Origin of the sequence: Halorussus halophilus (assembly GCF_008831545.1) — an archaeon.
GTDB lineage: Archaea > Halobacteriota > Halobacteria > Halobacteriales > Haladaptataceae > Halorussus > Halorussus halophilus.
This window is the reverse complement of the sequence record NZ_CP044523.1, coordinates 3,177,953-3,194,379: the sequence shown is the minus strand read 5'-3', so window position 1 is coordinate 3,194,379 and position 16,427 is coordinate 3,177,953. Positions and strand designations below refer to the sequence as shown.

Annotated in this window: 24 protein-coding genes; 7 read left to right on the top strand and 17 right to left on the bottom strand. The window is 62.5% G+C overall.

Annotated elements, in window-relative coordinates; all coding sequences use genetic code 11:
* Position 1 precedes the first annotated feature (1 nt).
* The 6 genes from F7R90_RS15915 to F7R90_RS15890 all read right to left on the bottom strand — a co-directional run bounded on the left by F7R90_RS15915 (position 2) and on the right by F7R90_RS15890 (position 3,530).
* Entirely contained in the window at positions 2 to 727 is a 726-nt protein-coding gene (locus F7R90_RS15915) for an adenine nucleotide alpha hydrolase (protein ID WP_158058389.1), read from the bottom strand.
* Between the two features lie 3 nt (positions 728 to 730).
* Positions 731 to 1,516: an SDR family oxidoreductase gene (locus F7R90_RS15910; RefSeq protein WP_158058388.1), complete on the bottom strand. Its 786-nt coding sequence runs from the start codon at positions 1,514 to 1,516 to the stop codon at positions 731 to 733.
* Between the two features lie 81 nt (positions 1,517 to 1,597).
* Positions 1,598 to 2,080, bottom strand: coding sequence for a Tfx family DNA-binding protein (locus F7R90_RS15905; RefSeq protein WP_192498464.1), 483 nt, complete (start codon positions 2,078 to 2,080; stop codon positions 1,598 to 1,600).
* Positions 2,081 to 2,224: 144 nt separating this feature from the next.
* Entirely contained in the window at positions 2,225 to 2,695 is a 471-nt protein-coding gene (locus tag F7R90_RS15900) for a TRAM domain-containing protein (RefSeq protein ID WP_158058386.1), read from the bottom strand.
* A gap of 308 nt (positions 2,696 to 3,003) precedes the next feature.
* Positions 3,004 to 3,186, bottom strand: coding sequence for a hypothetical protein (locus F7R90_RS15895; protein WP_158058385.1), 183 nt, complete (start codon positions 3,184 to 3,186; stop codon positions 3,004 to 3,006).
* A gap of 134 nt (positions 3,187 to 3,320) precedes the next feature.
* Positions 3,321 to 3,530, bottom strand: a complete 210-nt coding sequence (locus F7R90_RS15890; RefSeq protein WP_158058384.1) for a DUF6684 family protein — start codon at positions 3,528 to 3,530, stop codon at positions 3,321 to 3,323.
* Positions 3,531 to 3,623: 93 nt separating this feature from the next.
* Between F7R90_RS15890 and F7R90_RS15885 the strand changes: the two genes are divergently transcribed.
* On the top strand, positions 3,624 to 4,193 hold the full coding sequence (locus F7R90_RS15885) for a hypothetical protein (RefSeq protein ID WP_158058383.1): 570 nt from the start codon (positions 3,624 to 3,626) through the stop codon (positions 4,191 to 4,193).
* Between the two features lie 19 nt (positions 4,194 to 4,212).
* Here the strand turns inward: F7R90_RS15885 and F7R90_RS15880 are convergent, their stop codons facing one another.
* Complete coding sequence (locus tag F7R90_RS15880; RefSeq protein ID WP_158058382.1) at positions 4,213 to 5,205, bottom strand: radical SAM protein; 993 nt, start codon at positions 5,203 to 5,205, stop codon at positions 4,213 to 4,215.
* 130 nt (positions 5,206 to 5,335) lie between these two features.
* On the opposite strand from F7R90_RS15880, the gene F7R90_RS15875 reads away from it, so the two are divergent.
* Positions 5,336 to 6,439, top strand: a complete 1,104-nt coding sequence (locus F7R90_RS15875) for a DUF373 family protein (protein WP_158058381.1) — start codon at positions 5,336 to 5,338, stop codon at positions 6,437 to 6,439.
* Between the two features lie 3 nt (positions 6,440 to 6,442).
* Here the strand turns inward: F7R90_RS15875 and F7R90_RS15870 are convergent, their stop codons facing one another.
* A complete protein-coding gene (locus F7R90_RS15870; RefSeq protein ID WP_158058380.1) occupies positions 6,443 to 7,285 on the bottom strand; it encodes a polyprenyl synthetase family protein in 843 nt (280 codons plus the stop codon).
* Positions 7,286 to 7,412: 127 nt separating this feature from the next.
* Here F7R90_RS15870 and F7R90_RS15865 point away from each other — a divergent pair, with 127 nt between their 5' ends.
* Both F7R90_RS15865 and F7R90_RS15860 read left to right on the top strand, forming a co-directional pair.
* Positions 7,413 to 7,775 (top strand): hypothetical protein, encoded by a 363-nt coding sequence (locus tag F7R90_RS15865; RefSeq protein WP_158058379.1) that lies wholly within the window; start codon positions 7,413 to 7,415, stop codon positions 7,773 to 7,775.
* 21 nt (positions 7,776 to 7,796) lie between these two features.
* On the top strand, positions 7,797 to 8,060 hold the full coding sequence (locus F7R90_RS15860) for a hypothetical protein (RefSeq protein ID WP_158058378.1): 264 nt from the start codon (positions 7,797 to 7,799) through the stop codon (positions 8,058 to 8,060).
* A gap of 112 nt (positions 8,061 to 8,172) precedes the next feature.
* Here the strand turns inward: F7R90_RS15860 and F7R90_RS15855 are convergent, their stop codons facing one another.
* The gene (locus F7R90_RS15855; protein ID WP_158058377.1) at positions 8,173 to 9,567 is read right to left on the bottom strand and encodes a signal recognition particle protein Srp54; all 1,395 of its coding nucleotides are present in this window, start codon (positions 9,565 to 9,567) and stop codon (positions 8,173 to 8,175) included.
* Between the two features lie 496 nt (positions 9,568 to 10,063).
* Between F7R90_RS15855 and F7R90_RS15850 the strand changes: the two genes are divergently transcribed.
* The gene (locus F7R90_RS15850; protein ID WP_158058376.1) at positions 10,064 to 10,273 is read left to right on the top strand and encodes a hypothetical protein; all 210 of its coding nucleotides are present in this window, start codon (positions 10,064 to 10,066) and stop codon (positions 10,271 to 10,273) included.
* 10 nt (positions 10,274 to 10,283) lie between these two features.
* Here F7R90_RS15850 and ftsY read toward each other — a convergent pair whose 3' ends face one another.
* The 8 genes from ftsY to thpR form a co-directional block, all read right to left on the bottom strand.
* On the bottom strand, positions 10,284 to 11,507 hold the full coding sequence (ftsY, locus tag F7R90_RS15845) for a signal recognition particle-docking protein FtsY (RefSeq protein ID WP_158058375.1): 1,224 nt from the start codon (positions 11,505 to 11,507) through the stop codon (positions 10,284 to 10,286).
* Between the two features lie 6 nt (positions 11,508 to 11,513).
* A complete protein-coding gene (gene pfdA, locus F7R90_RS15840; protein WP_158058958.1) occupies positions 11,514 to 11,975 on the bottom strand; it encodes a prefoldin subunit alpha in 462 nt (153 codons plus the stop codon).
* A complete protein-coding gene (rpl18a, locus tag F7R90_RS15835) occupies positions 11,975 to 12,151 on the bottom strand; it encodes a 50S ribosomal protein L18Ae (RefSeq protein WP_158058374.1) in 177 nt (58 codons plus the stop codon). Before rpl18a ends, pfdA begins: the two co-directional genes overlap by 1 nt.
* A gap of 76 nt (positions 12,152 to 12,227) precedes the next feature.
* Complete coding sequence (locus F7R90_RS15830) at positions 12,228 to 12,899, bottom strand: translation initiation factor IF-6 (RefSeq protein WP_158058373.1); 672 nt, start codon at positions 12,897 to 12,899, stop codon at positions 12,228 to 12,230.
* Positions 12,900 to 12,903: 4 nt separating this feature from the next.
* The gene (locus tag F7R90_RS15825) at positions 12,904 to 13,182 is read right to left on the bottom strand and encodes a 50S ribosomal protein L31e (protein WP_158058372.1); all 279 of its coding nucleotides are present in this window, start codon (positions 13,180 to 13,182) and stop codon (positions 12,904 to 12,906) included.
* Entirely contained in the window at positions 13,182 to 13,334 is a 153-nt protein-coding gene (locus F7R90_RS15820) for a 50S ribosomal protein L39e (protein WP_158058371.1), read from the bottom strand. Before F7R90_RS15820 ends, F7R90_RS15825 begins: the two co-directional genes overlap by 1 nt.
* Positions 13,335 to 13,395: 61 nt before the next feature.
* Positions 13,396 to 14,052: a GNAT family N-acetyltransferase gene (locus F7R90_RS15815; protein ID WP_158058370.1), complete on the bottom strand. Its 657-nt coding sequence runs from the start codon at positions 14,050 to 14,052 to the stop codon at positions 13,396 to 13,398.
* A gap of 13 nt (positions 14,053 to 14,065) precedes the next feature.
* Positions 14,066 to 14,623: an RNA 2',3'-cyclic phosphodiesterase gene (gene thpR, locus F7R90_RS15810; RefSeq protein WP_158058369.1), complete on the bottom strand. Its 558-nt coding sequence runs from the start codon at positions 14,621 to 14,623 to the stop codon at positions 14,066 to 14,068.
* Positions 14,624 to 15,279: 656 nt separating this feature from the next.
* Between thpR and F7R90_RS15805 the strand changes: the two genes are divergently transcribed.
* Together F7R90_RS15805 and F7R90_RS15800 are read left to right on the top strand one after the other, a co-directional pair.
* Positions 15,280 to 16,047, top strand: a complete 768-nt coding sequence (locus F7R90_RS15805; protein WP_158058368.1) for a tetratricopeptide repeat protein — start codon at positions 15,280 to 15,282, stop codon at positions 16,045 to 16,047.
* Positions 16,048 to 16,338, top strand: coding sequence for a DUF424 domain-containing protein (locus F7R90_RS15800; RefSeq protein WP_158058367.1), 291 nt, complete (start codon positions 16,048 to 16,050; stop codon positions 16,336 to 16,338).
* Positions 16,339 to 16,427 lie beyond the last annotated feature (89 nt).

Sequence of the window (16,427 nt, the reverse complement as noted above, 5' to 3'; positions counted from 1 at the left end):
CTCACTCCGAAGGGAGCAGGTCGCAGTAGTGGAACTCGCCGTCGCCGACCTCTCTGGTTACGGTCTCGCCCGTCTCGACGGCGACAGGACGGTCGAAAATCGGGCCGTCGTGGACGAAGGTGTGGAACTCGCCGTACTCGCCGCAGGGGTCTACGTCGTCTGGCAGGTCCCCGAGAAAGTCGGCGTCGAATCGACGCCCCGCGAACGATTCGTCCAGTAGTTCGCCATCGACGGTGACGGCCGTCGCCTCGAAGCCTGCGGCGAGGAACTGTTCGGCGAACTCGTCGGTGTTTCGGCCCCAGACTGGCCAGTAGCCCTCGACTTCGGTGTCGCCGAGTCGTTGCTCCCGATAGCTTCGCACGTCTTCGAGAAACAAGTCGGCAAAGGCGACCTGCTCGACGCCCTGACGCTCGTAGTCGGTCATTACGTCGGCCATGACGCGCTCGTAGTCGTCGTTCGAGGTGTCTGCGGGGAGTTCCACGACTCGAAGCGGCAGGCCGACTGCGTCGGCCTGTTGCTCGTACAACTCGCGGCGGACGCCGTGCATGCTTGAGCGGTCAGTCGCTTCGGAGACGGTCGTGAGCAGTTCGAGTACGTCGGTGTCGCTCTCTTCAGTGTCGCCTTCCTCGGCGTCGCCATTCGCCCCGCGGCGCATCTCGTAGAGTGCGAACGCGGCGTCCTTGCCGCCGCTCCACGACAGGATGGTCGGCGTGGAGTCTGTCACCATACTCTAACTTCGTAGTCGCCCGCCATCGACGGGCATCGCCACGCCGTTGACGAAACTTGCGCGGTCGCTGGAGAGGAAGGTGATGGCGTCTCCGAGTTCCTGTGGGTCGCCGACCCGGTCCAGTGGAATGTCTTCGGCCCACGCCGCTAGGCCCTCGTCGTAGCTGTCGTACTCGCCGCGCTCGACGGCGGCCTCCACGAGTTCCTGAATGCGTGGCGTCTCGTGAGCGCCCGGTAGAACGGCGTTGACCCGCACGTCCGGCGCGAACTCGCGGGCCTGTGTCTTCATCAGGCCGATGACGCCGCGTCGAACCGCGTTCGAGAGGACGAGACCGTCGATAGCCTCGCGGACGCTCGTGGAAGTGATGTTCACCACGGTTCCGGCGTCGCTCTCCACGAGGTGCGGGTGTGCCTGCTTGGTCAACCAGACGGCACTCATCACGAGCAGGTCGTAGGCCTCGTACCAGTCGCGTTCGGTCGTGTCGAGGAAGGGGCCACTCGGCGGGCCGCCCGCCGAGGTGACGAGGTGGTCCAGGCCGCCGAACTCGGAGACTGTCGTCTCGACCAGCGCTTCGATTTCGTCGGGGTCGGTGATGTCGCACTCGACAGCCAGTACGTCGCCGTCGCCGACTTCGTCGATTTCTTCTCTCGCTTCTTCGAGTTTCTCGCCGCCGCGCGAGCAGATGGCAACGTTCGCGCCCTCTGTCGCGAGCGCCTTCGCCGAGGCGCGTCCCAATCCACTCGAACTCGCCGTTACCAGTGCCGAATTGCCTTCGATTCCGAGGTCCATGCTCGCATAGTTTGCTCCCTAGGTAAAAGCTCTCAGGGTCGCGGTCAGAAGCGTTGGTACAGTCGTCAGTTGCGCTTCGGTTCACTCGCGCCCGCTGTCGTGAGAGTGACGAACGGTGACTGCGCCGTCGGTGGTCACGCCGAGTAGGAGGTCGTCCTGCACTTCTCGACCGCTCACTGCGTCCCCGGCTTCGTCGCTCACGCGCTTCATCAGTTCCGGTGCCGCGTGGTTGACCTTGACGCCCGCCTCGTCGCAGGCGTCGTAGACCCGCGACGGCACGTCGTAGAGGTCGGTCCCGGCCTCCACGACGATGCGGACGGGTGCGCGCAGTGCTTCGGCGAACGCCACCGTTTCGCGGGCTTTCCGAACGTTGTCGCGGGCGCTCGCCTCGATGCTGGAGACGTTCGCACGCGAGGTGCCGAGGTGGTCGGCGATGGCCGCCTGTGCGACCCCGCGCTCGCGCAACGCCAGCACCTCCGCCTGTCTGCGGGTGAGGACGCTCGACTCGGCGTCGAACCCGGCGCGGTCCAGCAACTCGTCGGGGTCGGGCGCGGTCACGGCCACTCCTCCGCGAGAGCCAACTCCGCTGTCGCCCGTTCCGACACTGTAGCGCGTTCCATAGGCAGTGCTACGCACTCGGCACGAAAAAACCCGCGGCGACGCACACGGTTGGGACTGTCCACCCCACGCTTCCGGGTGTGCGCCGGGTTAGCTTCCCCAGAAGTTGTCACGACTGCCGAGTCGCTGGCGCTTCGTGCTGCCGTCGGAATCGTCCGAATTGTCGGCGTCGGCGTCAGCGTCCGCTTCGGTCTCGTCGGTGTCGTCGTCTTCCGCCTCTTCTTCTTCCATCGGCAGGCGCTCGATTTCCTCGGCGCGTGCGTGGTTCGACATGACGTTGGTAATCTCCACCTTCGCGCGAGCTTCCGGCAGAATGCCATCGACCATGACGATGAACCCGTCGTCGGTTCGGCCGACGCCTGCACCGCTCTCGTGGATGTCGTTAACTTCGATGACGACCTCTTCGCCTAGCTTGACGGGTGCAGTCTTGAGCTCGCGGATGGGCTGGTTGTAGTGCTGGCACCATTCGGCACCGCCGCGGTTACCGTAGTGGTCACACCCCATACCCTCTATTCGCTCCTGAAAACTCGGGCAATCGTCGGCAAGTGGACAGTCCGACATGCGAGAGGCTACTTGCCCACCTACCTAAACACTTCCGCAACCTTTTGCTGCGCTTGCGCCGCCGCAGGCGGCGCTGCGCTGGCAAAACGTTGATGAAAAGCCTGCGTCACCCGCGACAGAGCGCGCGAAGCGCGCTCTTCTGCGGGTTCCTTGTCCCGCTCATTCGGCGGCGGCGCGCTGCGCGCCGCCTCAGTTCGCGGTGGAACTCGGTGGTGCGACTACCGCCTCCGTACCGCTACCGCCTCCGTACCGCTACCGCCTCCGTACCGCTACCGCCTCCGTACTGCTGACTGCCTCTGTGTAGCCGGCTATTCCCCGGCGACGAGGAACGTCTGTTCGCCCTTGCACTCGAAATGAAGGTCATCTACGTCGTCGAACCACTCGTCTACGTACTCCGCGATTCGGTCGGTCTCGACGCCGGTCACGTCGAGCGAAACACTGGAGTCGCGCTGGGGAGCGTCGCGTTCTACTCGGTCGAATTCAATTATCATATCCTATTCTTCTCCGGAGAGGTTATCAACCTCAGCCTAGCGCGGCGGAAGTGAAAGTGATAGACAGAGCGGCTACGTAGTAATTTTGCGAGTGGCTAGCAAGTCGTGAATGCGCTCTCGAAAAGTAACTGATTTCAGAGATACTGGGCCGCGATGTAGGTCAGGATAGCGAGCAGAACGAACGGGATTATCGTCAGACCGAGACCGACGATTTCGAAGAAGAGGTTCTGTGGCCACGGTGAACGCAGGAGAAACAGCACGATGAAGAAGAACAGGATGACCAGCGGGATGATGTTCACCGTAATGTCGAGCAGGGTCTCTCGGTTGAACACGGAGTGTGGCATGACGAATCACAGTCTCGGTAGCCGTCAGTATAATCGCTCCGGCCAGTTTCGACGGCGATAACCTTGAAATGTCGTTGTCGTCGTAGTAGGACTGTGCCCGCGAGTAGCGACGTGGACGACGCCGAGGGGCGCAAGTGGCACGAGAGGAATACCGGGCGGTCACTTCGTACGCTCCTCGTCGGCTTGGTCTGGGTCGCATTTGCGGGCTTTTCCGTGCTAGACGCGCCACCGTACGCGCAAAACGAGTTCTGGGCCGCCGCCGGATTCTCGGCCGTCGGCGCGCTGTACGTCGCAGTGTTCGTTTCCGACCGCGTCCGAGCGATTCGACGCCGGATGCTGACGAGCGGAGTGCTGTGGGGTCTCCTCGCACTCGTCGCACTCGCTTGCTCGCTCTACTGGTACGTCCTCGTCCCCGACTACGTACTCGCCGCCGGGGCACTACTCTTCAGTGCGGTGACGACGCTGAAGTCGTTACAGGAGCGGTCGCTGGCCTGTAATCGGTGCGTGCAGGCCGTCGTGTTCGCGGGGTCGGCCGGCCTGTTCGTAGTCGGTCTCTCGGTGCGAACGCTGGGTACGAAACCGAGTATTCTCGCGCTCGCACTGGTCGGCGTGACGACTGGGCTGGTCGGGATGCTTTTCGTGCCGCGATTTCTGTGGGAGTGAGGAAAAGAGAACAGAAAATTCAGGCGAGCGGCGTCCGCTCGACGACCTGCCCGTCGTACGTCGGATACTGCTCGACGATTTCGCCGGTCTCTACGTCGCCTTCCTCGACCATCTCTTCTAAGAGCCACCACGCTATCTCGACGTGGTCGGACTTGACCGTATAGAACTCTGGGGGAACGCCGAGTTCCGCGAGTCGTTCTTCCGGTTCCCACGTCTTGCCGTAGACGAGCGTGCCGTCGTCGGTCACGTCGTCGAACTCCCGGCGGATGTTCCGGGCCATGCGCTTCATCCGGTTGCGGTGCTGGGCGGCGTCCTTGAAGACAGACGTGCAGAAGTAGACGCGCTCGTGGTCGCCCATCTTGTCGAGGATGTCCTTCGAGCCTTCCACGGCACTCATGTGGCCGTCCTGTAGCTCGTAGCCCTCTTCTTGCATCCGGCGGAAGTTCCCGTCGGACATCTCGAACTCGTTGATGTTGCAGAAGTCGGCCGCGCCCTCGTCCAAGAACTCCAAAAATTCCTCTTCGGCACGGATGCCCGGAATCTCGAACGCGGGCGTCAGCCCCTCTTCGCGGGCGATGTACAGAATCTCCTCCCACTCGGTGCCGTGCATGTCGCCCCAGAGGTCGAGCGGCGGGTGGAACCGAATCTCGTCCAGTCCGGCCTCTGAGAGGCGGCGCATGTTCTCGCGGCCGCCCGTGATGCCGGTGTAGAGGTGCGTGTGGTGGTCCTCGCCGAACTCGTCTTTGAGCAAGGAGAGGTATCGACAGGTCTTCTCCATGGCCTCCTGCGGTTCGCCACCCGTAATCGACGTGCCGAGGGCGTCCATGCGCTTGGCCTCGGTCAGCACGTCCTCCTCACTTTCCACTTTCCGCTCGTTGGCGTACACGTCCGTGACGTTCTTTCGGTTCTCGCCGAGCGGACAGTAGAAGCAATCGCGCTGGTCGCAGTAGCCGTAGACGAACAGCACCATCTTGCCCCCTTCGGCGCACTGTTCACATCCCTTCGAAATCATTCGTTACAGCCGTTTATCGTCCCGAGACCCAAAAAGCGTGCGAATCTGGTGGCTGGGCGATACGCGTCGTTCGAACCGTCGGAACCACGTCCCCGAAAAGAGTTAAAGGTAGCACTCGTAGCCCCCGACGATGCTGCTGGTCCTGTGCGTGGACCTCGACGACGACCTCGGACGCAAGACAGACTTCGATACCCCGGTCATCGGCCGCGACAACGTCGAAGCGGCAGCGGTTGCGCTGGCGACTGCGGACCCCGAAGACAGCGACGTGAACGTCATGTTCGAAGGCGTCCACCTCGCGGACCGCATCGACGACGAGACGGTCGAAGTCGCCGTCGTTACGGGCGTCGAGGGGAGCGACATCGCGGCGAACCGCGCAGTCGGTGACGAAGTGGACGAAGTGCTTGCGAGTCTCTCGACCAGCGAAGAAGTGCAGGCTATCATCTGCACCGACGGCGCACAGGACGAGAGCGTCATCCCGGTCATCCGCTCGCGGGTGCCCGTCGATGGCGTCCGGCGCGTGGTCGTCCGGCAGGCGCAGGACCTCGAATCGATGTATTACACCATCAAGCAGGTGTTGGACGACCCCGAGACGCGCGGAACGATTCTCGTCCCGCTGGGAATCCTCCTACTCATCTACCCGCTGGCAGTCGTCTCCCAGTGGATGGGCCTGACCGGCGCGGCGGTCTTCGGGATGGTCTCGGGACTGCTCGGTCTCTACGTCCTCGGAAGAGGACTAGGCGTCGAACGGCTGCTCGACCGGGCCGCCGAAAAAGCTCGAAACAGCCTCTACGCGGGTCGCGTGACGATTATCACCTACGTCATCGCGGCCGCCCTCCTCGTCGTCGGCGGCGTCCAAGGCGTCGAGACGTTGGAGACGGTCAAGAGCCAAGTCGGAGGCGAAGTCGGTCCAACCACGGTGCTAGCCTCGCTCGTCTACGGCGCGGTGACGTGGTTCACCGCCGCCGGTATCACGACCAGTCTCGGCCAGATTACCGACGAGTATCTGGCAGACCGATTCCGGTGGCGCTACCTCAACGCGCCGTTCTACGTGCTGGCCATCGCCGTCGTGTTGCACGCGATTAGTGCCTTCTTCCTCCAACGAGTACCGCTTGGTCTGCCCAGACTGACTTACCTCGCGGTCATGCTTACCGTCGGTACCTTGCTCGGACTCGCCAGCACGCTCGCGTTCGCTATCGCAGAATCTCGACAGGCAAAACGAGCGAAGCCGAGTTGAAAATTATCTCTCTCGTGTGACGACGAACTCCGCGAGGTCTCGCAGATAGCCGGTCGCTTCGTCGTCGGGCGTCTCCGCGCGGTCGAGTGCCGACAGAGCCGCCTCCGACTGTTCGTGTGCGAGTTCGTTGGCCTCCGCGGCGTCTAAGTCGGTCACTTGGACGACGGAGGGGCGACCGATTTCTTCGTCCTGACCGGTCGGCTTTCCGAGGTCGTCGGCGTCGGCAGTCGCGTCGAGAACGTCATCCCGAATCTGGAAGGCGATGCCGACTCTCTCCGCGTACTCGCCGAACGCTTCGACCGTCTCGGGCGAGGCGTCGGCCGCGATTGCGCCCAACTCGGCGGCCGCCCGAAAGAGCGCACCGGTCTTCCGGCGCGCGAGTTGCATGTACTCCGCCTCGTCAGTCGGCTTGGCGACGAGTTCTGTGGCTTCGCCTTCGCCGAGTTCGACCATTGCTTCGGCGACTGCCTCTGTCGCACGGGGGTCCTTCGAGAAGAGACCGAACGCTTCCCCCAGCAAGCCGTCGCTGGCGATGATTGCCGGGCCGTGGCCGTACTCGGCCCACGCGCTGGCACTCCCCCTGCGCACGTCCGAGCGGTCGATAATGTCGTCGATGACTAGCGAGGCATCGTGGACGAGTTCTACACCCACCGCGAAATCGACCGCGTCTTCGGTGTCACCACCTGCCGCCTCGCAGGCCAGCACCGTGACGGTCGGCCGGACGCGCTTGCCCCCCGACAGCGCGACGTGGCGGACCTCCTCGGAGAGTTCCGTCGGCTCGACGCGGTCGAGGACTGCTTCGAGGCGCTCCTCGACCAGCGCCCGCCGAGACTCGGGATAATCCATTACCGGGATTCGGGAGCGACAAAGCAAGTAGGTGACGATAGCGCGTAGGTGACGACGGCGTGGCAGTTTACTATATTTAATCTTACATATGCGAACATTTATAATTTACCGGTTATACGTACGGAGCATGATACCGGTCGTGCCAGCGGTGTTCCTCCCGTTGTTCACCCTCGCCGTTACGGCGTACCTCTGTTTCGCGGGGACACTGTGGATTGCAGGCACCATTGGCGACGTACCGGAAGCCCAGCAGTTCGCCAAGTCGTTGGCAGTTAGCACCGCCGGAACTGTCACGCTGGTCATCGCGAGTCATGTACTTAGACTGTTCGCCGCGGACGTTGGCGCGGAACCACTCGGCGACCTCGTGGGTCTGTTGCTCGTCGTCGCGCTCCCGGGGATGCTCCTCGCGCCGCTCCTCTACAGTCTGGTGTCGTTCGCGCGAACCCGGCGACTCCGGACGGCGCTCCGCGACCGGGACGCGACAGACCCTTAGAATCGACATTCGTTTTTGTAGATGTGCCGCGTCGTTAGTGTCCTACTCGTCGTCCTCCTCGTCGGCGTTGCCAGCGGTGCCGTACTCGACTCGACGGTGACGAGCGTCGATGGCGACGACGTTCCCATCGTCACGGAACTCGGTGCAGGGACGAACCCACTGCTTTCTGACACCGACGGCGACGGAATTCGGGACGACGTAGAACGTGTCGTCGGCCGTTCCAACTCCGCGTTGAACGGCTTCGTCGGCGCGCGCTCGGCGTACTCGTCGGCCATCTTTTCGTAGGCGTCGAGCGCCAGCGGCGTGTCGTCGGGCATGGCTCCCGAGTTTCGATACTGGTTCTAAATAGCCGTCGCGTCGCGCGCTCTGTCGCCGTCCCGAAGAAGGTCGTTCTGTATTAGTCGCCGAACGGCCCCATACCGCCCATTCCACCGCCGCCACCGCCGCCGCCGCCCTGCATCTTCTTCATCATGCGTTCCATGTTCCCTTGGCCCATCCCTTGGAACTGCTTGAGCGTCTGGGACATCATCTTGTGCTGTTCGAGCAGTTCTTGGACCGTCTGTTCGTCCTGGCCGCTTCCGCGGGCGATGCGCTCGACCTGACTCGCACCGATGGAACGGGGGTTCTCCATCTCGTTCTCGGTCATCGAGTCCATGATGACCTCGAAGCTCCGCATCCGGTCTTGGGTCACGTCCATCGCGTCGTCCGGCAGTTCGTCCATCATGCCGCCGCCCATGCCCGGAATCATGTCCATCACCTGGTCGAGCGGCCCCATGTTGTTCATCGCCGTCATCTGGCGGCGCATGTCCACGAGCGTGAACTCGCCTTTCAGCATGTCCTCTGGGTCCCAGTCCTCGTCTTCCTCCTGGGTCTCCTGCATCGCGCGCTCGACGCGCTCGGTGAGTTGCTTGAGGTCGCCCATCCCGAGCAGTCGAGAGATGAATCCCGAAGGCTCGAAGCGTTCGATGTCTCGGACCGTCTCACCAGTACCGAGGAACGCGATGGACGAATCGGTCTCGTTGACGGCAGTGAGTGCGCCACCACCTTTCGCAGTACCGTCGAGCTTTGTGATGACGACGCCGTCGATGCCGATGGCCGACTCGAACTCGCGGGCCTGGTCTTTCGCGCCCTGGCCGATTGCGGCGTCGAGGACGAGCAGCGACATGTCGGGGTTCACGACCCGGTCGATGTCCTCGATTTCGTCGATGAGGTCGCCTTCCAGCGCGTGGCGACCGGCCGTGTCCACGATGTGAACGTCGGCGTCCGCGGTTTCTTCGAGTCCGTCGCGGGCGATTTGGACGGGGTCCTCACCGTCCGGGTCACCGTAGAAGTCCACTTCGGCGCGCTCGGTCATCTCCTTCGCTTGGTCGTACGCACCGGGGCGGAAGGTGTCGGTCTGGATGACCGCCGGGCGAAGCCCTTTCTTCGAGAACCAACTCGCCATCTTCGCGGACGTGGTCGTCTTACCGGACCCCTGAAGCCCGGCGAGCAGGATGGTCTGGTTCTCCAGCGGAATCTCGGTGCTGTCACCGACGAGTTCGACCATCTCCTCGTAGACGATTTTGAGGACGTGGTCGCGCGCGGACGTGCCGCCCGGTGCCTCTTCCTCCAGCGCACGCTCTTTGATGGATTCGGAGAGGTCCATCACCATCGAGACCTCGACGTCGGCCTGCAACAGCGAGCGCTGAATCTCTTTGACGATTTCCTCCACGTCCTCCTCGGTCACGCGGGACTGCCCGCTGAGTTTGCCGAGGGAACTCTGGAGGGAGCTTCCCAAGTCGTCGAGTACCATTGTTACGGGAAGTTAGCGCGCCGACGCGTTAAAGGCTTTTTCTCCACCTTTTTTGCCGTCGGGTGCCTGCGCGCCAGAGGCGCTTGGCACCACTCCGGCAAAAAATGTGGATCAAAAAAGGGACGCGACGAAATCTGGCCGCGTCGCGGCCAGATTTCACGCGTCTTCTGCGTGCTGGTGCGACGACCACACCGCTACCACAACCGTACCGCTACCGCACCTACCGCAATCGCACCGCTACCGCCCCACGCCCCGTGCTTCCCACTGTCGCAGACGCTCGGAGTCTGCTCAGTGTACCCTGCGGATTGTGTCACTTCGCACAGTTCTGTCGTCTGTGTGAGTTCTCGCAACCCGACCGTGACGACTTTCGACGCGAGAAGGCCAATAAGATTATAACCTCCCATTGAAAATCAACGGTCGCGGCACACCTCAATGCATGGCACGCGATTTAAGTCAAAAAAGGGACTCCACCGCGCCACCCCCCGACACGTCCGACGTGACCGGTGAACCCCGAAATCAGTCGCCCCGCGACTTGGCGAGCGAGTTAGCGTCCGACGCCTACAACATCGTCGTCGCGCTCGCTATCCTCTCGCTGTCGTACTGGGTGCTGTTTCGCAATCTCCCAGTCGAGTGGTTCACGCTCGGACTGACTGCGACGGTACTCATCGCACTCAACGTCCTCGTGGCCGCGAAACGCTGGTACTGAAAGAAAGAGACTACTCTTCGTCTTCGCCGAGCAAGTCCGAGACCAACTCTTCTGGCACGAACTGCTCGATGTCGTCGTAGCCCTGTCCAGTTCCGAGGAACAGGATGGGCTTGCCCGTGACGTGCGCGATGGAAATCGCCGCGCCACCCTGTGAGTCGGCGTCGGCTTTCGTCAGAATCGCGCCGTCGATTTCCGCGGCGTCGTTGAACTGCTTGGCGCGCTGGACCGCGTCCTGCCCGGCGACCGCTTCGTCTACGAAGATGGTCATGTCCGGACCGACGACGCGCTCTATCTTCTCCAACTGCTCCATCAGGTCGTCGCTGGTGTGGAGTCGGCCCGCCGTGTCGCCCAACACCACGTCCACGTCGTTCGACTCGGCGTACTCCACGGCATCGTAGATGACCGCCGCGGGGTCGCCACCCTGTTCGTGGGCGATGAGCTTCGTGTCGAGATTCTCTGCGTGTTCTCGAATCTGCTCGTTCGCCCCGGCACGGTAGGTGTCGCCGTTGGCCATCACCGACGAGTAGCCCTTCGTTTCGAGGTATTGGGAGAGCTTCGCGATGCTCGTCGTCTTCCCGACGCCGTTGACGCCGGTGAAGATGATGGTGACGGGCTTGTCCGCTTCGGCGATTCGCTGGTCGAAGTCGAACTGCCCGACGGAGATGACCGACACGAGCGAATCGTGGAGTGCCTGTTGGACGACGTCGCCGGTCTCGTCGCTGAACGAACGCGTCGCGCCGACGAGGTCTTCCCGGATGTTCTCCAAGATTTCCTTGGCGACGTTCATCTCCACGTCGCTCTCCAGCAGTGCCATCTCCAACTGCCAGAGCGGGTCTTCTAAGTCCTGCTCCTCGATGACGATTTGGCCCTTGGCGAACGACGTGAGCTTCTTGCCGAACCCGCCGGAACTGGCGGAGTCGCTCTCCGCGTCCTCGCCAGATTCGGAACCAGCGTCCGTCACGATGGATTTAGAGGCAGTCGAATCGGCGTCGGCCGTCTCCGCTTCGACTGTCTCCGCTTCACTCGACTCCGCTTCGGCCTCGGTCGTCGCGCCTGCGTCGGCAGTGACCGCTGCGTCGGCAGTCGCTTCCACGTCCGCCTCAGCAGCGGCTTCTGCTTCCGCATCCGCTTCAGCGGTCGCTTCCGCCTCGGCTTCCTCCTCGGCCTTCTCTTCGGTCGTTTCCTCGACGTCTTTGCGGAAACTCCCGAGTTTGTCCTTCAGGCTATCGAACATCGCCCGTTATTCGTCCTCGCCTTCTTCGCCCTGTTGCATCTGCTGCATCTGCTGTTGCATCTGCTGTTGTTGAAGCTGCTGGGCCTTCTCTTCGAGTTGCGAGGACTCATCGTCCAGTTCAGCGATCTCGTCTTCGAGGTCGTCGATACGCTCGTCGAGCACGTCCTGCTTGGTCTCCAGCGTATCGATGGCGTCGTCTTCCTCACGCTCTGCGGCGTAGCCGCCACCGAGGTCTACGACGACCTCGTCCATATCCTGCACTTCTGCGCGGACGTGCGCGCCGCCACCGAGCGGCACCTGCACCGTCGAACCGCTTTCGAGGCCCTCGATGGTTCGAATCGCCTCGTCGATGTCTCCCTTCTCGTCGCGGAGGTCCTCGACTTCGCCTTGGACTGCTTCTTTCTCCTCTTCGATCTGCTGTAGCTGCTGGGAGAGCTCCTGAAGCTCCTGATTTCCGCCACCGCCCATCATTGTGCTTCGACCTCCTCGACCTCGACCTGCGAACGGTTCAGACCGTGACGACCACCGAAGTTCGTGTACGTGTGTTCCTCTGCGACGTTCTCGTTTACGGCTTCGATGCTCGTCTCGAACTCTTCCCACCCGTCTCGGGCTTGATAGCGACCGCGAACAGTAAACTCACTCATGGCTCATGGTGAGGTACGAGGAGGGAAGAATCTTCCTACTCGGGAAGACGCGAAGCGACCGAAGAAGGCGAGAAAATTACTCGACGTCGATGTAGCCAAGCGCGTCCTCGATGCGACCGAGTTCCGGACCGGTCGTGTCTTGCCCGACGACGTAGTCGTGGGCGTTGGCGAGCAGTCCGGAACCGACGAGCGGCGCGCCGTAGTTGATGGTGCCGATGTCGGCGGGCACGTCTAAGACCTCCTCCAAGAGGTCGAGTTGTGCGTCGGTCGTCTTGGGATGACAGAGGACACCGCGGTCTGTCGCGACGGCGGCGGTGCCGACGGTTCGGACGCCCGCGATTTTCCCGCGTTCGACCTCCACGTCGAGGGTGTCCTGTACTGCTTGGACGGCCTCGCGCGAGAGGTCCGGATGAACGTACGCGCCGCTGTCGTTGGCCAGCACGACGTTTCCGGCGGCGTTGATGCGACCGGGGAGTTCGCCGACCGGCACGTCGAGTTCGTCTTCGAGACGGTCTTTCTCGCGGTCGGTGATTCGACTGCTGACGAGCAGGCCGTTGCTGTTGCTCACGGCCAGCGCGCCGACGGTCGAGGAACCGCCGACGTTTGTCTGAATCGCTTGCACTTCCAACTCTTCGGCGAGGTCCGCGACGAGGTCGTCCTCCACGTCCGGGCGAACCAGCAGGTAGTCGTCCGTAGCGCGTGCGAAGACACCGACGTACGACGACCCAAGAAAGGCGGCGCGAAGCAAAGCTCTACTCTGCGTGTTCCGCTTCGACGATGGTCTCGCCCTCTTCCTCGAATCGGGCGGCGCGCACGCGAAGCTTGCTCGGCGGGTTCTTGCGGCCCTGCGACCAGATAGCCTCGTTGATGGAGGGGTCGAGTCGGACCTCCTCGCCCTCGACCTTGAAGTGTTGGGAGAGGTGGTCTCGGACCAGCTTCATCGCCTTGTCGGCGCGCTTGTGCTTCGCTTCCGCTTTGGCGTCTCGGAGCGGCACCGTCATGACGCGCTCCTCGAAGTCGTTCGCGCTCATTATTCGTCAGTGTCGTTACGACGCCAGTTACGGCGCTTGGGGTTTCGCATCGTGTTGCGGTCGGTCTTCATGATGACCCACGCCGGAACACGGCTGTTCTGCCGGTCGAGCTTGGAGAGGCGCTTCTTTTTCGCCTTCGACTTCTTGCTCATGGTACCGGACATTACCCTACGGTGGCTTAAAATCGTGTTGCTTTGAGACTGTTCCCGCAAGTTACTCCCTGACGGCGCTCTCGCCCGCCGACAGCACGGTCTCGTACGTCTCGGACCCGACGTCCAGCAGTTCGACGGGCCGCGGTTCTTCCGGGTCTACGGGCCGCTCCTGCAACTGTTTCTGCCACCACCCGACGTCGTGCCACGCGCCGTGCTTGTAGCCCACTGACTCGTAGACGCCGACCGGTTCGAACCCGAGCGACTCGTGTAGCCCGACGCTCGCGGCGTTCGGCAGCGAGATACCCGCGTAGGCGTTGTAGAATCCCTGTAGCTGAAGGAGGGCGAACAACGACTCGTACAGCCCTCGCCCGACTCCCGTCCTGCGGTGGTTCTCTGCGACGTACACCGATACGTCCACCGACCAGCGGTAGGCGTCGCGCTTGCGGTGCTGGCCCGCGTAGGCGTAGCCTGCGATTTCGGTATCGGAGTCTTGCTCCTCGGAGTCTTGCTCCTCGTTGTCTCCGCTGTCCTCGCTCCTGCGCTCACAGACTAGCCACGGATACCGCGGGAGTGTGTCGCCGATGCGCTCGGCCATCTCCTCCGTCGTGGGTGGCGTCTCCTCGAAGGAGGTCACGGTGTCTTCGACTATCGGTGCGTAGATAGCCCTGATTTCTGTGGCGTCGGCCTGTTCGGCGAGGCGGATGGTGGCGGTAGTCATGTGGAATCTTCGACTACCCCAGCGGGAACGACTCGACGGTCGTGTACTCGGGCCCGGCCTCGGTCTGGGTGCTCTCGGTCAGTCGGATTTCGGACACCTGCATCCGGCCGACGGTCGGTGCTAACTCCTCGACGTTCTCCTGTACCATCTCTTTGCCGCCAGCGTGTTCCATCCTCGCGAGGGTCACGTGCGGCGTGAAGTCGTGGTCCTCGGGGTCGAAGCCGAGTCTCGTGACTTCTGGCTCGATAGCTTCGTGGAGTTTGGTCATCTCCTCGCTCCCGTCGCCGACGCCGAGCCAGACGACGTTGATGTAGCCCAGTCCGGGAAAGACGCCGAGTCCTTCGAAGGAAGCTTCGAACGGTTCGACGTCGGTCTTGGAGAGTGCGCGCCTGACGGCGTTCTTCACGCGGGGCAGTTGGCCGCGACTCACGTCACCGAGGAATTTGAGCGTGACGTGAACTTGCGCGGGGTCGGTGAAGTTGAGGCCGGAGGCACCGCTGAACTCCTCTTGGAGCGCGCGTACTTCGGCTGTGAGTTCGTCGGGGAGGTCGATGCTCACGAACAGTCGCATGCGTGGGCTATTGTTGGATGACGGCTTGAAGGTAGTGGGACGCTGGGTTCGTGATGGTTTCCAGGTTGGTATTTGGATTTTTGCGCTCTTCTCGTCGATTGACGGTGCTGACGCGATGGAGCTAGCTACTCCGATACCGAGAATACCGCACCCACCCTCCCCAACCGACTGCGCGATTCGGTTCTGGAAAGCGCGACCACGGGTCGCACTTTCCACGCTCGTTGTCTACGGATTACATCCGCAGATCAGCGAGACGCGAAGCGTCTCGCAAGTCTCGTCCCTCGCACGAGTCGCTCCTGTCGTCGCTCCCGCGCGCCATCTGGACGGTGTAATGCGCGAAATTGACCAACCGACACGGCGCGCGCTTGCGCGGCCCGTTAGTGGCCGCGCTAAAACGTGCGAGGGATGAGCGAAACGACCGCAGGAGTGGAGCGAATCGGCTGGGGAGGGATGTGGCCCATACGGTGCGGCGCGGTGCTGTGCGGTCTCTCCTCGGCACCGGGAGTAGCTAGCTTCGACTTGACTGCAATGGAATCACGAGCGGTTGCAGTCTCCAATCCAGGCGAACCAGAACTACGATTCCACACCTCTCGCTTCCACGCCTTCCAATCTCGAAGACGCAGTTCTTAACCCCATTCGACCCCAAACACGTCCACATGACCGACCCGACGGACGAAAATCGAGACCACCAGTTCTCCGAGGGCGAGGGCTTCGACGACCCTTACGAGGAGTTCGACCTCGACCCGCCGGAACTCGACGTGGACCCCGAGAAGGTTGACCCCGTGGACTCGCGGGTCGTCGCCGACCTGCTCGACCAGCGGAGCGTCGCCGACGACGAGGTAGACGTAGAGCAACTGCTCGACGTGGGCCTGAACTACATGAAGATAAACCGCTTCGAGCAGGCCGCAGACACCTTCGAGCGGACCGCCCAGTACGCTCCCGACGACAGTCTCCTCGAACAGGAGGCGTGGACGAACAAGGGCGCGGCCCACTCGAAACTCGAAGAGTGGGACGAAGCCATCGGAGCCTACAAAGAAGCCCTGCACATCGACGACGAGAGCGAACACGCCGCCACCGCGGAGACCAACCTCGCCTACGCGCTCTGGGAGTCGGGCCGGAGCGAGCAGGCGCTCGAACACGCCGAGAAGGCGGTCGAGATAGACGACCGCTTCGCCGAGGCGTGGTTCAACCGCGGGTTCTTCCTGCTCGAACGCGGCCTCGCGGAGGACGCGCTCAACAGCCTCGAAAACGCCATCCGACTCGGCCTGCGCAACTCCCAAATTCTAGACGAGAAGGCCCGTGCGCTCGAAGAACTCGGCGAGTACGACGAAGCCGAAGAGATAGCCGAAGAGGCCGAAGAGATGCGCGAGCAGGCCGAACAGGAACTGGTGGACGAACACCAACAGAAGCAACAGGAGTTGTAGATGATACTCAACGAGCGACAGACCGACGAAGGACTGCTCGTGGCAGTCTGTGACGACGACGTACTCGGCGAGACGTTCGAGGACGGGCAAATATCACTGCACGTCTCCGAAGAGTTCTACGGCGGCGAGGAGGCCGACGAGCAGGCGATTGCGGACAGTCTCGCCCGCGCCACCGTCGCCAACCTCGTCGGCGAGCAGACGGTCGAAATCGCGGTCGAACGCGGGTTCGTGGACGAGGAGAACGTCCTCGACGTGGATTCGACGCGGCACGCGCAGTTCCTGCGGATGTAGTTTCTTGCGGATTCCCGATTTCTCACCGATTTCCCGCATTTCTCGCTGACTTCCGTCTCGTATCAGCTATGGAGAAAGCATTTACGGGA

Excerpts from the sequence above, each read along its gene's own strand:
- F7R90_RS15880 (WP_158058382.1), bottom strand. The coding sequence starts at position 5,205 with ATGATTTCGAAGGGATGTGAACAGTGCGCCGAAGGGGGCAAGATGGTG.
- F7R90_RS15865 (WP_158058379.1), top strand. The coding sequence starts at position 7,413 with ATGATACCGGTCGTGCCAGCGGTGTTCCTCCCGTTGTTCACCCTCGCC.
- F7R90_RS15915 (WP_158058389.1), bottom strand. The coding sequence starts at position 727 with ATGGTGACAGACTCCACGCCGACCATCCTGTCGTGGAGCGGCGGCAAG.
- F7R90_RS15870 (WP_158058380.1), bottom strand. The coding sequence starts at position 7,285 with ATGGATTATCCCGAGTCTCGGCGGGCGCTGGTCGAGGAGCGCCTCGAA.
- F7R90_RS15910 (WP_158058388.1), bottom strand. The coding sequence starts at position 1,516 with ATGGACCTCGGAATCGAAGGCAATTCGGCACTGGTAACGGCGAGTTCG.
- F7R90_RS15815 (WP_158058370.1), bottom strand. The coding sequence starts at position 14,052 with ATGACTACCGCCACCATCCGCCTCGCCGAACAGGCCGACGCCACAGAA.
- F7R90_RS15900 (WP_158058386.1), bottom strand. The coding sequence starts at position 2,695 with ATGTCGGACTGTCCACTTGCCGACGATTGCCCGAGTTTTCAGGAGCGA.
- F7R90_RS15875 (WP_158058381.1), top strand. The coding sequence starts at position 5,336 with ATGCTGCTGGTCCTGTGCGTGGACCTCGACGACGACCTCGGACGCAAG.
- pfdA (WP_158058958.1), bottom strand. The coding sequence starts at position 11,975 with ATGGGCGGTGGCGGAAATCAGGAGCTTCAGGAGCTCTCCCAGCAGCTA.
- ftsY (WP_158058375.1), bottom strand. The coding sequence starts at position 11,507 with ATGTTCGATAGCCTGAAGGACAAACTCGGGAGTTTCCGCAAAGACGTC.
- F7R90_RS15805 (WP_158058368.1), top strand. The coding sequence starts at position 15,280 with ATGACCGACCCGACGGACGAAAATCGAGACCACCAGTTCTCCGAGGGC.
- F7R90_RS15800 (WP_158058367.1), top strand. The coding sequence starts at position 16,048 with ATGATACTCAACGAGCGACAGACCGACGAAGGACTGCTCGTGGCAGTC.
- F7R90_RS15895 (WP_158058385.1), bottom strand. The coding sequence starts at position 3,186 with ATGATAATTGAATTCGACCGAGTAGAACGCGACGCTCCCCAGCGCGAC.
- F7R90_RS15825 (WP_158058372.1), bottom strand. The coding sequence starts at position 13,182 with ATGAGCGCGAACGACTTCGAGGAGCGCGTCATGACGGTGCCGCTCCGA.
- F7R90_RS15860 (WP_158058378.1), top strand. The coding sequence starts at position 7,797 with ATGTGCCGCGTCGTTAGTGTCCTACTCGTCGTCCTCCTCGTCGGCGTT.
- F7R90_RS15855 (WP_158058377.1), bottom strand. The coding sequence starts at position 9,567 with ATGGTACTCGACGACTTGGGAAGCTCCCTCCAGAGTTCCCTCGGCAAA.
- thpR (WP_158058369.1), bottom strand. The coding sequence starts at position 14,623 with ATGCGACTGTTCGTGAGCATCGACCTCCCCGACGAACTCACAGCCGAA.
- F7R90_RS15820 (WP_158058371.1), bottom strand. The coding sequence starts at position 13,334 with ATGAGCAAGAAGTCGAAGGCGAAAAAGAAGCGCCTCTCCAAGCTCGAC.
- rpl18a (WP_158058374.1), bottom strand. The coding sequence starts at position 12,151 with ATGAGTGAGTTTACTGTTCGCGGTCGCTATCAAGCCCGAGACGGGTGG.
- F7R90_RS15890 (WP_158058384.1), bottom strand. The coding sequence starts at position 3,530 with ATGCCACACTCCGTGTTCAACCGAGAGACCCTGCTCGACATTACGGTG.